Annotated in this window: 13 protein-coding genes; 6 read left to right on the forward strand and 7 right to left on the reverse strand. The window is 40.1% G+C overall.

What is annotated here, in order from left to right; translation table 11 throughout:
- Position 1 precedes the first annotated feature (1 nt).
- From L1999_RS03720 to L1999_RS03740, 5 genes are all read left to right on the forward strand, one after another.
- Positions 2-1,108: a GerAB/ArcD/ProY family transporter gene (locus tag L1999_RS03720; RefSeq protein WP_235742306.1), complete on the forward strand. Its 1,107-nt coding sequence runs from the start codon at positions 2-4 to the stop codon at positions 1,106-1,108.
- On the forward strand, positions 1,083-2,333 hold the full coding sequence (locus tag L1999_RS03725) for a Ger(x)C family spore germination protein (protein WP_235742308.1): 1,251 nt from the start codon (positions 1,083-1,085) through the stop codon (positions 2,331-2,333). The genes L1999_RS03720 and L1999_RS03725 overlap by 26 nt, the downstream gene beginning before the upstream one ends.
- A gap of 1 nt (position 2,334) precedes the next feature.
- Positions 2,335-2,490: a hypothetical protein gene (locus L1999_RS03730; protein WP_235742309.1), complete on the forward strand. Its 156-nt coding sequence runs from the start codon at positions 2,335-2,337 to the stop codon at positions 2,488-2,490.
- A gap of 211 nt (positions 2,491-2,701) precedes the next feature.
- The gene (locus L1999_RS03735) at positions 2,702-3,346 is read left to right on the forward strand and encodes a bifunctional 4-hydroxy-2-oxoglutarate aldolase/2-dehydro-3-deoxy-phosphogluconate aldolase (protein ID WP_235744238.1); all 645 of its coding nucleotides are present in this window, start codon (positions 2,702-2,704) and stop codon (positions 3,344-3,346) included.
- Between the two features lie 22 nt (positions 3,347-3,368).
- The gene (locus L1999_RS03740) at positions 3,369-4,208 is read left to right on the forward strand and encodes an aldo/keto reductase (RefSeq protein WP_235742311.1); all 840 of its coding nucleotides are present in this window, start codon (positions 3,369-3,371) and stop codon (positions 4,206-4,208) included.
- Positions 4,209-4,315: 107 nt separating this feature from the next.
- Here the strand turns inward: L1999_RS03740 and L1999_RS03745 are convergent, their stop codons facing one another.
- The 7 genes from L1999_RS03745 to L1999_RS03775 form a co-directional block, all read right to left on the reverse strand.
- Positions 4,316-4,795: a GyrI-like domain-containing protein gene (locus L1999_RS03745; RefSeq protein ID WP_235742312.1), complete on the reverse strand. Its 480-nt coding sequence runs from the start codon at positions 4,793-4,795 to the stop codon at positions 4,316-4,318.
- Between the two features lie 61 nt (positions 4,796-4,856).
- Positions 4,857-5,507 carry a TetR/AcrR family transcriptional regulator gene (locus L1999_RS03750; RefSeq protein WP_235742314.1) on the reverse strand — a complete coding sequence of 217 codons (651 nt, stop codon included), beginning with the start codon at positions 5,505-5,507 and terminating at the stop codon, positions 4,857-4,859.
- 11 nt (positions 5,508-5,518) lie between these two features.
- Positions 5,519-6,625 (reverse strand): ABC transporter permease, encoded by a 1,107-nt coding sequence (locus L1999_RS03755; protein ID WP_235742315.1) that lies wholly within the window; start codon positions 6,623-6,625, stop codon positions 5,519-5,521.
- A complete protein-coding gene (locus L1999_RS03760; RefSeq protein WP_235742317.1) occupies positions 6,622-7,344 on the reverse strand; it encodes an ABC transporter ATP-binding protein in 723 nt (240 codons plus the stop codon). Before L1999_RS03760 ends, L1999_RS03755 begins: the two co-directional genes overlap by 4 nt.
- Before the next feature lie 158 nt (positions 7,345-7,502).
- A complete protein-coding gene (locus L1999_RS03765) occupies positions 7,503-9,377 on the reverse strand; it encodes a PTS fructose transporter subunit IIABC (RefSeq protein ID WP_235742319.1) in 1,875 nt (624 codons plus the stop codon).
- Positions 9,378-9,389: 12 nt separating this feature from the next.
- On the reverse strand, positions 9,390-10,307 hold the full coding sequence (gene pfkB, locus L1999_RS03770; RefSeq protein ID WP_235742321.1) for a 1-phosphofructokinase: 918 nt from the start codon (positions 10,305-10,307) through the stop codon (positions 9,390-9,392).
- Complete coding sequence (locus L1999_RS03775; RefSeq protein WP_235742322.1) at positions 10,304-11,053, reverse strand: DeoR/GlpR family DNA-binding transcription regulator; 750 nt, start codon at positions 11,051-11,053, stop codon at positions 10,304-10,306. The genes pfkB and L1999_RS03775 overlap by 4 nt, the downstream gene beginning before the upstream one ends.
- A 308-nt stretch (positions 11,054-11,361) precedes the next feature.
- On the opposite strand from L1999_RS03775, the gene L1999_RS03780 reads away from it, so the two are divergent.
- Positions 11,362-12,048, forward strand: a complete 687-nt coding sequence (locus tag L1999_RS03780) for a hypothetical protein (RefSeq protein ID WP_235742324.1) — start codon at positions 11,362-11,364, stop codon at positions 12,046-12,048.
- Positions 12,049-12,121 lie beyond the last annotated feature (73 nt).

The raw sequence follows: 12,121 nt of genomic DNA on the forward strand, positions 1-12,121 counted from the left end.
TATGGATCAGCAGCAGATAAAACTTGGTATACGTGAATATGTTTCTATCGCTATATTGATGGTTGGGGCGAAGGCAACCGAGGATACTCCGACCATTCTATACAAGATAGTACAAAATGCCTCGTGGATGATTCCCATTCTTGCGGCAGGAATTTCTATTATTCCATTACTTTTATTGTTAAAAACTCTTTCATTGTACCCTGACAAAGATTTATTTTCAGTTATTCGAAAAGTATTCGGCAAGTACATTGGTTTTTTGATTTGCCTGGTTATTTTCCTTATTAGCTCATGTGGGATATCGTTCGATTCACGGTCGTATTCTAATATCATTCGGACCTTTTATTACCCAACCACCCCTACACTAGTGATTTATGCCTTGTTATTGTCCATATGTGCATATGGTGCAAAAAAAGGCATTCAACATATTGGATCGGTAGCGTATCTAATTGTTTTCTATGCAGTTATCTCCTTATATATTGCCTTTTTGTTAAGTACAAAAACCAGTACAATTCGAGCAATGTTTCCCATATTAGGGTCAGGACCTGTAGAAATAGTTAAAGGTAGTTTTATCGGACTGTCACTATTCACTGATTTTTTTCTATTTACGACCTTCATCCCTTTTATAAGTTCCGGAAAGGATTTCCGGAAAGGAACCTGGATTTCTTTTCTATTTATCACATTTAGCCTAGGTGTGATGATACTAGCTTATATCTGTATGTTTGATACTTCATTAGGAACGATTGGCTATCCTTTTCATACACTGATCCGCTATATATCACTGGGAACCTATCTTCCTAATGTAGAAATCATCTTTTTTGTCATTTGGCTAATGTCAGCCTTTATTCGCTTTACGGCGTTTTTGTATATTAATGGGATGATGTTCGGATTTTTGTTTAAAATCAAAGATTTCGAATACTTAATTCCATCCTTAGCCACACTTTACTTATTAATAGGAAGCTTTCCCGAATCAGCCATCGAGGTCAGCCAGCTTAAAATGTTTACTTCGAGTGCTGCAGGTTTTGTATATACTTCTATGTCGGTCTTGCTTTGGTTAGCTGCAATGTTAAGAGGAGAATTTAAACATGCGAAAAACAGGAATAGTATGTAAAGGAATCATATTTCTAAGTATGATATGTCTTCTATCAGGCTGCTGGGATCGAGAGGAACTCGAAGATCGCTCCTATGTAATAGGGTTAGGACTTGATAAATCCGAACATAAAGGAAAAATCAAAGTGACCATGCTGCTTGCAAACCCTGAGGTGGGCAGTGTACAGGGAGGCGGGGGTTCAACCGAAAAGCCGCGAGAAATTATTACCTTTGATGTGAATGATATGATTGCCGCCAAAGGGACCGCCAATTCCATCATTTCTCGAACCATTAGTTACGAATTTTTACGAATTATTATCGTATCTGAGAAATATGCGAAGGATAAAAACTTTCCGACGACCATTTTTGATACTCAAAAAGATAAAGAAATTCGAATGAATACCTATTTAGCTGTTTCTCGAGAAAACGCTAGTGACTATTTTGTTAAAAATAAGCCTATGATGGAAACAAGGCCGCATAAATACTTTCAATATATGGTCGATCATGGGATTGAAAATGGAATGATTCCAGATTCAACCTTATTCCGCTATTTTAAAACGTTAGATAGAGGAACAGACCTCTATTTGGCAATGTATACAACAGCTATCAAGTCTAAGAAGACCAAGGTAAAAAGTGAAGATGAATATATTGCGGGCCAGGTAGATGCATCCGGTGAACTGGATGATACGCAATTTATTGGCTCTGCCGTTTTTAAAAATGGGATAATGACTAAAAAGCTCACTGGCCAAGAAACTAGGATTGTCAATATTCTAGATGATACAACGGACATCAAAGACATCTTAATCGATATTCCGGAACCTTTTTCTAAGAAGGGGAAGGAATTAACTTGCAGAATAATGAAAAGGGAAAATAATAAAGTGAAAATGAGAAATTTAAAAGGGACGAAGCCTAAAATTATTATCACCATCCCTTTAAAAGTAGAACTTATGACAAATCCATCGATGGTTTCCTACATATCTGAAAAAAATAGGCGAATATTAAAAAAACAAGTGATTAGCTACTTAAAAGAAAAGCATGAAAATTTATTTAAGAAATCACAAACAAAATTGAAGGGTGTACCCTATCCATTACCCCTTTATGCACGTCCCTATTTCCTAACGAATAAGGAATTTGAAAAATTCGATTGGGGGAAATCGTTTTTAAGAGCCGATATTATTGTAAAACCGGAAATCGAGATTATTGATTATGGAAAGCAAACAAAAAAACCAGTCAAGGTGGGAGGATAGTATGCAATTAGTAACGTACATCGTTTTATTTGGCATTATAGCCTATACCTTTGGTTTTGGCGTTACCTTGTGGAAGGGAAAACAGAAGTTAAGTGCGGCTGCTGTATTTTTTCTATGCCTCACGATAATCGTCCTTCCGTTCTTTACGATTATTTAAAAGAAGGCAAGCTAGTTGATCACTGATACCACACCTAATTAGTTCCTACCTCGATAAGTAAGAAAACCTGTTGAGTAACTGGGTGACCTTTTCTTAAAGCGAATTACTTTATCGATGCGAATGTAGATACTTTCGTTAAACTATAAAATAGGTTTATACTAGGTAAGTAGATTATTTGCGAAAAAGTAGACTAGGAGAGGTGATCATCGTGCTGAAAAAAATCGATATTTTAACCAAAATTGTAGATTGCGGGGTCGTTGCAGTTGTTCGTGCCGATTCTAAGGAAGAGGCCGCAAACATTTCTGAAGCCTGTGTAAAGGGAGGTATTCAGGGTATTGAGGTGACCTTTACAGTCCAGGGTGCAGATGAAGTGATTAAAGAATTGGCAGCGCTTTATCAAAATCACCCAGATGTGGTGATTGGCGCAGGAACTGTGCTTGATGCGGCAACTGCTAGAATAGCGATTTTAGCCGGAGCACAGTTTGTGGTCAGCCCGGCGTTTGATGAAGCAACGGCAACACTATGTAATCTTTATCAAATTCCTTATATGCCAGGCTGTATGACGCTTACTGAGATGAAGCGAGCGTTAGAAGCAGGAGTGGATATTGTGAAATTATTCCCTGGCAGTGCCTACGGTCCAGATTTTGTTAAGGCTGTCAAAGCGCCGCTTCCACAAATTAATATTATGCCAACCGGCGGTGTTAATTTGGAGAATGTTGATAAATGGATCAAGAATGGCTGTGTCGCCGTCGGTGTAGGCGGAAATTTAGTCGAACCAGCCAAAACGGGGGAATATGAAAAAATCACTGAATATGCTAAGCAGTATATCGAAAAAGTTCAAGCGGCAAGAGGATAATAACCGATAGGGGGATAAGCTGATGGCAGTCAATTTAAAAGATACGACCACCTTACATAACGGCGTGAAAATGCCTTGGATGGGATTAGGCGTGTTTAAAGTAAAAGAAGGCGAAGAAGTGGTTGAGTCGGTTAAGGCCGCACTTAAAAACGGTTATATTAGTATCGACACTGCTGCAATATATGGCAATGAAGAGGGTGTGGGTCAAGCAATTAAAGAGTCGGGCATTCCCCGGGAAGAGTTGTTTATTACGACAAAGCTTTGGAATTCTGAACAGGGATATGAATCCACGCTAAATGCTTTTGAAACCAGTCTTAACAAGCTTGGACTCGATTATCTGGACCTTTATTTAATTCACTGGCCAGGAAAAGATAAGTTTAAAGATACGTGGAGAGCGTTTGAAAAGCTCTATAAAGATGGCCGTGTGCGTGCTATTGGTGTAAGTAATTTTCAAATCCACCATTTAGAAGAGTTGATTAGTTCGGCTGAAATTAAACCAATGGTGAATCAGGTGGAGTATCATCCGCATTTAACACAGAAGGAGCTTCATGCTTTCTGTAGAAAAGAAGGAATTCAACTTGAAGCATGGTCACCTTTAAAGCAAGGACAGCTGCTTAGCGAACCGGTTCTTGTCGATATTGCCCAAAAGTACAATAAATCGGTAGCTCAAGTCATCCTTCGCTGGGATTTGCAGAATGAAGTGGTGACGATTCCAAAATCTATTAAAGAACATCGCATCATTGAGAATACCGAGGTCTTTGATTTTGAATTGTCCCAAGAGGATATGGATAGAATTGATGGATTAAACCAGGATAGTCGTGCAGGTTCTCATCCGGATGAGATGACTGTTGGCTTTGTATAATACGGAAGCACAAGCAGATAAGCTTTATCTTGCTTGTGCTTTTTTTACTTGAAGGCTCAGGCTGCTAGCCTATCTTTAAATTAATTTCTCATTAAGCTAATCTACGTTTATTTTAGCGGTATCCATATCTCAGAGTAATAATCTGGGCTCCATGGGTCACCTGGAGAATAGACTTCTAACTCAGGACCCGCTGCATGCTCGAAATGACTTGATGGGAACCATTCCGAAAAGATCTGTTTCCAAGCATTCTGCATGGAATCTGGCATTGCCCCGTGTATTTCAAATACTCCCCACTTGGCTGCAGGAATATCAAGAATCTCTAAACCCTCTGGCTGAGGACCTTCATATTCAGCAGCAATCCAGTAATCCATTAATTCGGGCTGCTGGGAACGTTTGTCTACACAGACACCCACAACACCTTTGATTTCACCATTATTGAGCTCAACTAACAAATCATTTGTGCCATCAGCATGAACGTCATCCCACATTTTTGGAATTTCCCTTAGATTTTCTCCGTTCACACAGGAAAACTCTCGCTTAATTCCAACCACTTGAAAATGTTCTCGTTCAATAATTTTATAAATCATCCGCTTTGCTCCCTTTCGATTTATCAAATATCAATGAAGGCGATAAAGGATATTTTATGATTTAATCTTTTTTACCTAACCCGTGCATGATAAATTGGACCGTGCGTTCGGTTTCCAGTTCATCATCCCACGGAGCATCTGGGAACAGGATATACCGTGAAAATAAGTAACCCATAACACTAGTGATCACGAGACGAGCAACACTTACGGCAGGCATCTCAATAATTTGCCCCTTTTGCTGATAGCCTTCAATGATGTTTGAAACACGGCCAAACAAATTTTTCGCAATCAAATCAATAAATTGTTCTCGCAGCTCTGGGTGAAAGGGAATCTCTTGAACCATGATTTTAACTACAGGGAGAAGTTTTTTTAAGACATCTCTGCGGTTCTCAATCGTCGCCTTGAGAAAATCCTCGACGCGGTCGTACTGCTGATTTAAGACCTTATCAAAGTCATTTATAATATAGGGGCCAACCACCTTTGCCATGATGGGAACAACAATAGCCATTAATAAATCCTTTTTGGTTTTATAATGACGGAAAATCGTTCCTTCCGCTACCCCAGCTTTTTTAGCAATTTCACTTGTTGACGTGGAGGCATACCCTTTTTCTGAAAAGGATTCAATCGCCGCAAGGAGTATTTTACGTTGCTTCTCGGTTAATTTTTCCTCATCAAACAGCTGTTGTATCAGCATTTCTTCTTGTTCGAACATGGTTTACTCCTTTAAATTTTTCGATACTTCTTCAAAACTACTATATTTAGGAGGATAAAAACAAGGGCAAATCCTAATAAGACAAGCAGATCGTTAATAATATCAGTAAAGCCTAACCCTTTATACATAATGGAAACCAATGCATCTCCGCCGTAATACAGGGGCATAATTTTTGCAATTACTTGCATCCAGTCCGCCATACCTTCGAATGGGAAAATCCCTGCAAAAAAGACCTGAGGAACAATCGCAATCGGTATAAACTGCATCATTTGGAATTCGGAATTGGCAAAAGCAGATAATAGGATCCCAAGGGACAAGGCAACAAGTGCAAGGCACAGATTGATAACGACCACATTCCAAAATGAGCCCACAAGCATAATGTCTAATACTTTGACCGCATAAACAACGACAATCAGGGTTTGAATGATCGCAAATAAACCGTATCCTGACAAGTAACCAAGCACAATGTCTCTTCGTTGAATCGGTGTAGCTAATAAACGGTCCAACGTTCCAGTTGTCCGTTCCCGAAGCAAAGCGATACCTGAAATCAGAAATACAAAGAAAAAGACAAAGAAACCAACTAGGATAGGGCTTAACTGATCAAAATAGGTTGTATCGTTATCACCGTATATATAAGTGGTTTCGATTTTTGGAGCCGCAGCCTGCTCGAGTTTTAATGGCACCCCTTGCAGCTTATTCTGAATCTCTTGCATGAATTGGGTCATTTTTGCAGATTGCTTTTTGGCATTTTCCGCCGCAACCGCTTGTTGAACTTTGATTAGCAGGGCCTTAGTAGCGGAAGGCTGATCATTTTCAAGTGTAAGTTTTATATCATTTTCATTGACTTGAAGAATCGCATCTAAATTATTTTGTTCCATGACTTTTTTCCAGTTAGAACGGCTGGTATATTGTTTAACAGTGATTTCTTTACTTTTTAATTGTTTAACAAGGGAAGCATCCGCTCCAATCACACCCATTCTCGGATTAACCGTATTACCTCCCAGCAGGTAATGGAGAAGAGTAAGAATTAATAATGGAGCAACCATCATCAAGGCAAGCGCCCGTTTATCGCGGAGCATTTGATGGATAATTCGTTTAACTAAAGCTAGAATCCTCATTTTTTAACACCGCCAGCCTTTAAAAATACCTCTTCTAATGTCGTGATTCCGTACTGTTTCTTTAATTCTTGCGGTGAACCGCTTGTTAGGATTTCACCATCTCGAACCATGGCAAGATAATCACATTTTTCGGCTTCGTCCATTACATGGGTTGTAACTAGGATGGTTTTGCCTTCTTGCTTTAAACGGTTGATTTCAGCCCAAATCGATAGGCGCAGTTCGGGGTCGATTCCGACTGTTGGTTCATCTAATACAAGAACCTGCGGGTCTTGGATGAGGGCAACAGCTAATGATAACCTGCGTTTCATGCCGCCAGAGTAGTCTTGAACCTTCTTTTTTAAATCAGCTGTGAGATTAACTAAATTGGCAGCATAGGCAATGCGTTCTTTTTGTACTTCTTTCTTAAGTTTAAAAAGTGAAGCGAAGAAGGCCAAATTTTCTTCACCGGTTAAATCAGTGTAAAGCGCATCAGCTTGGGCCATATAACCAATTTTTTGCAGCAGCTGTAAGTTAGGAACCGTTGTATTTAGTACCTGAACATCACCTTCGGAGGGACGATCCATACCGACAATGATTTTTACTAGCGTGGTTTTGCCGGAGCCAGAGGGCCCAATTAGGCCGTAAATTTGTCCGGGTTCAACCGATAAGTTAACATGATGCAAAACTTCTTTTTTTCCAAAACTTTTACTGACATCTTTCAAAAGAATCGATGCTGACATAGATAAACCCCCTTCGGGAATAAAAGTGAGTGATTACTCACTTTTATTATAAAGCAGCTAAAAGTATAAGGTCAATTGTGTTTTGAAAAAGTTTAATAATTTGATGGGAGATATAAAAAAAGCACGATTTCCCTGATGGAAATCGTGCTTTGAATAAATTATTCTGTTACAGGCTTTTTCAAGATACCAAGAAGCACTGCGGAAACAACTGCACCAATCACGACTGATAACAAGTAAAGCAACCAGTTACCGCTAACAAGCGGCATGACGAATACTCCGCCGTGAGGGGCACGAAGGCCAATATGGAACATCATGGTTAATGCACCTGCTACAGCAGAACCTGCCATTACAGAAGGAATGACACGAAGCGGGTCTGCTGCTGCAAACGGAATCGCACCTTCCGTGATAAAAGATAATCCCATAATATAGTTTACTTTACCAGCTTCACGATCCTGCTGGCTGAACTTTTTCTTGAATACAGTCGTTGCGATGGCAATACCTAGTGGAGGAACCATTCCAGCCGCCATAATCGCTGCCATTGGCTCATATACACCATTTGCTAATAAACCAGTACCAAATACGTACGCTGCTTTATTGATTGGACCGCCCATATCAAACGACATCATAGCACCAAGGATAATTCCAAGTAGCACGGCATTTCCAGTTCCAAGATTTGATAACCAGTGAGAAATAGCAAGGTTTAGAGCACCGACAGGTTTATTGACAACAAACAACATGATGAAACCAGTTAATGCAATACCTAATAATGGGTATAAAAGAATGGTTTTAATACCTTCAAGTGATGCTGGCATAAAGGTTAATACTTTCTTCAAACCGACTACTAAATAACCAGCAAGGAAACCTGCGATCAGTCCGCCTAAGAAACCAGCGCCGCCGGCATTTGCCAGCATACCGCCAACCATACCTGCCGCGAATCCAGGACGGTCTGCAATACTCATCGCGATGAAACCAGCTAGAACAGGAACCATTAGAGCAAAAGCATTACCGCCGCCGATCGTCATTAGGGCTTCAGCAATCGGATTATAAGTTGGATCATCTGGTTTAAAGGCATTAAAGCCAAACATGAAACAGATGGCGATTAAGATACCTCCGCCGACAACGAATGGAAGCATGTTGGATACACCGTTCATTAAGTGCTTGTAAATCGTTGCTCCAACGCCTCTGCCTTGCTTTCCGCTATTATTGCTAGCAGCAGATCCATTTCCTTGGTAAATTGGGGCATCCTGCTTTAACGCACGGTCAATTAATTCCTTAGGTTTGCGAATTCCGTTTGCTACCGCGGTTTCAATTACGTGCTTGCCGTTGAAGCGGGCCATTTCCACTGTTTTATCAGCCGCAACGATAACTGCCACAGCGTTTTCAATTTCTTCCGCTGTCAGCACGTTTTTCGCCCCACCGGAACCATTGGTTTCGACTTTGATGTCAACACCCATTTCCTTCGCTTTTGCCTTTAAGGAATCAGCTGCCATATACGTATGGGCAATTCCTGTTGGGCATGCTGTAACGGCAACAATAAATTGATTTTTCCCAGCCATTGACTGTGTTTCTTCTTTGTCTTCTTGATCATACTTGTTGATGATTGCTAACACTTCATCTTCGGACTTTACTTCTAACAGCTGTTGACGAGCCTCAGGGTTCATTAAGATAGTTGAAAGACGTGCAAGTGCTTCTAGGTGAGTATTGTTTGCACCTTCTGTTGCTGCGATCATAAAGAAAAGGTGGGCTGGCTGACCATCAAGAGATTCATAGTTTACTCCTTCTGTTGATCGGCCAAACGCAATCGCAGCTTGTTTAACTGCCTTTGTTTTGGCATGTGGAATGGCAATTCCATCACCAATACCGGTTGTACTTTGTGCTTCTCTTGCTAGAATAGCTTTTTTATATTCCGCCTTGTCAGTTAATTTGCCGGCACGGTCTAAGACCGTAACTAACTCTTCAACTACATCTAATTTTTGTGTGCCTTTTATGTTTAAGTTAATCGTATTTTTGGTTAAAAGCTCTGTAATTTTCATAAACAGTCTCCTTTAGAATAATTTCGTTTCGAGCTTTACTTGCGGGAGTAAACTTTCGATTTTTTCAGGGGTACATAGACCAATCGAAAAAGCTGTAGCACTTCCTGACGCAACACTAAAGCGGAAGGCTTCTTCAATCGATTTTGTTTTTTCATAGGTTGCTAGAAAACCAGCTACCATTGAATCCCCGGCACCAACGGAGCTTTTAACCTCTCCTGTTGGAACTGTTGCGATGATGGCTTTGTCTTTGTTAATAAGGACGGCACCTTCACCTGCAAGAGAGACAATCACATTTTGTGCACCTTGTTTGATCAGCTCTCTGCCATATGGAATGACTTCTTCACAAGTGGATAGGGTCGTATCAAATAAGTCACCCAGCTCATGATGATTAGGCTTGATTAAGAAAGGCTGTAATGGAATCACCTTTTTTAATAAGTCTCCTTCAGCATCAACGACAAATTTAATGCTTTTTTCATTACAAATCTCAGCAAGCTGTTCATATGTGTTCGTTGGCATTGTGGAAGGAATGCTTCCCGCCAAAACAAGGGTATCCTCGCTTGTTAACTCATGAATTTTTTGCTTCAATGCTTCGAAGTTTTCTTTCGTAAGGTTGGGACCGGATGCATTGATTTCCGTTTCTGAGTCAGACTTTACTTTTACATTGATTCTGGTATCGCCTTCAACCCTGACAAAATCCGTGTTAATTTCAAGAGACTTTAGATAGTTTTCAATATAATCTCCTGTAAAACCGCCGATAAAACCTAGGGCTTTGTTCGTCATGTCTAATCTTTTTAAGACTTGTGATACGTTAATCCCTTTTCCGCCAGGCAATTTAGTTTCCTTTTTCGTTCTGTTTAATCCGCCTAAAGTGACTTGTTCTAACTCGACGATATAATCAAGTGATGGATTTAGCGTTATTGTATAAATCATGAAGTAACCACCTTTATTTTTGTCTTACTGGAATACTGTTCCTTCGTATCGGGGTCCAACTCGTTTGTAAGAATTGTTGCTTCGTGAAGGTCGGTTATTTTTGCAAATGCAATCTCAGAGAATTTGGACTCATCTGCTAAAATATAGGCTTCACGAGAGAGGTTGATAGCTTGTTGTTTAATCATGGCCTCTTCTTGGTCAGGAGTTGTATACCCTAATTGTGGGTGTATACCATTTACACCCATAAAGCATTTATCAAATCGATACTGTTCAAGGCTCTCAAGTGCACCGCGGCCAACCATAGCTTTGGTAGTAGACTTGATGTGGCCCCCTAGTAAATAGGTCTTTATATTTCTGTCGAGTAGCTCGTTTGCATGCATAAGTCCGTTTGTTACAACGACAATCTGACTGGGAAGGAAAGGAATCATTTCAAAAATGGTCGATCCTGCATCTAAATAGATACAATCACCTTCTTCAACTAAGCCTCCAGCATATTGAGCGATTTCCCGCTTAGCTTGAAGGTTTTTGGATGATTTCTCGGTCATGCTGGGTTCTTGCAGCTTTCCCTGAAGTCTGGCTGCACCACCATGAACTCTTTTAAGAAATTTGCCTTCTTCAAGTTGGGTGAGATCCCGGCGAATCGTCGATTCTGATGAATTCGTAAGCTCAACTAGTTCATGCAGCTTAACTGAGTTCTTTTTCTTTAATGTTTCTAGAATAATTTGATGGCGTTCAGGCTCTAACATCCGATCTGCCTCCTATAAAACGCTTTCATAACTTACTTGTAGTTCCATCATACTGATTTTTTTAAAAAAAATCAACCAAAAACTTTCATAAACGTTCTATAACATTCAAAAGCGTTCACTATTTTGACGTAATTTTAAAAAAGGCTTTAAACCTTATAAAAAGGCAAGAAATTAAGTCCCATTGTTATTTATTTGGTATAATAATGTTGATATTGGTAAATTTTACTTGGAAGTTGCTGACTGTTTCTTTTTTAGTTTTGCCTGTTTTTTAGATAAAAATATAGGTATTTTGGAAGGGAGTCATTGGAGTGTTATCTTTTGAGGAAAAAAAGGCTATTTTTCATTCATTTAAGTTGAAGGAAAAGATGAACGGTAATGGAAAGGTGAGCTTTGTTTATCCTGAAAGTATTCAAAAGGGCCAGACTTTGGCCACGCAATTACACCCAAGTGGAAATGGCTATGTGATCGGAAAGTATATGTCAGAGGACACTATCAAGAAACACGGTTTTCAGGTGGATCCACGCGGGTGGATCTCCATTAAGGTATTGTCAAAGGAAGAAATCACGAAGGTTATAACGGAGGCTATCAACTCGATGTCTGGCGGTCCTGTGGATGTGCTGCTTCCAGAGAGTGAGGGGGCAGAACAGGAAGTTGCAGAAAGGGACGATTCTTTTGAAGCAGTAATTTCTGAAAAGACTTCGGATCCTGTGGAGGCTTCTGTTTCGGCAGAGGATTTTGCAGAAATAGGAGAAGAGAGGACTGCTGTGGCTTCTGAAAAGGTGGAAGGTCCTGCTGTTGAAAAAATTCCTGCTGGGAGGGCTGAGCGGGAGAATGAAGGGGAGCCTGTCCAACAGGGTACATATGAGTTTTATCCAGGTTCGTGTCTGTTTGCCTGGATGGGGCTGACGTTGTCAACTATGGAGTACGGGTATTTGGTGTGGAAGAAGACATTTCAAAATATAGTTGGTGCCGGTTTAACGGGAGATAAAGATTAAGTGGATTATTTTGGAAGGCACAAGCAATCTGGGATTGCTTGTGTTTTTTGATGGAAGCTAATCGGTCTTAGAA

Origin of the sequence: Neobacillus drentensis (assembly GCF_021560175.1) — a bacterium.
In the GTDB taxonomy this organism is placed as follows: domain Bacteria; phylum Bacillota; class Bacilli; order Bacillales; family Cytobacillaceae; genus Neobacillus; species Neobacillus drentensis_A.

Coding starts and splice junctions, on each gene's coding strand:
- L1999_RS03730 (WP_235742309.1), top strand. CDS start 2,335: ATGCAATTAGTAACGTACATCGTTTTATTTGGCATTATAGCCTATACC.
- L1999_RS03725 (WP_235742308.1), top strand. CDS start 1,083: ATGCGAAAAACAGGAATAGTATGTAAAGGAATCATATTTCTAAGTATG.
- L1999_RS03760 (WP_235742317.1), bottom strand. CDS start 7,344: ATGTCAGCATCGATTCTTTTGAAAGATGTCAGTAAAAGTTTTGGAAAA.
- L1999_RS03775 (WP_235742322.1), bottom strand. CDS start 11,053: ATGTTAGAGCCTGAACGCCATCAAATTATTCTAGAAACATTAAAGAAA.
- L1999_RS03740 (WP_235742311.1), top strand. CDS start 3,369: ATGGCAGTCAATTTAAAAGATACGACCACCTTACATAACGGCGTGAAA.
- L1999_RS03745 (WP_235742312.1), bottom strand. CDS start 4,795: ATGATTTATAAAATTATTGAACGAGAACATTTTCAAGTGGTTGGAATT.
- L1999_RS03755 (WP_235742315.1), bottom strand. CDS start 6,625: ATGAGGATTCTAGCTTTAGTTAAACGAATTATCCATCAAATGCTCCGC.
- L1999_RS03720 (WP_235742306.1), top strand. CDS start 2: ATGGATCAGCAGCAGATAAAACTTGGTATACGTGAATATGTTTCTATC.
- pfkB (WP_235742321.1), bottom strand. CDS start 10,307: ATGATTTATACAATAACGCTAAATCCATCACTTGATTATATCGTCGAG.
- L1999_RS03750 (WP_235742314.1), bottom strand. CDS start 5,507: ATGTTCGAACAAGAAGAAATGCTGATACAACAGCTGTTTGATGAGGAA.
- L1999_RS03765 (WP_235742319.1), bottom strand. CDS start 9,377: ATGAAAATTACAGAGCTTTTAACCAAAAATACGATTAACTTAAACATA.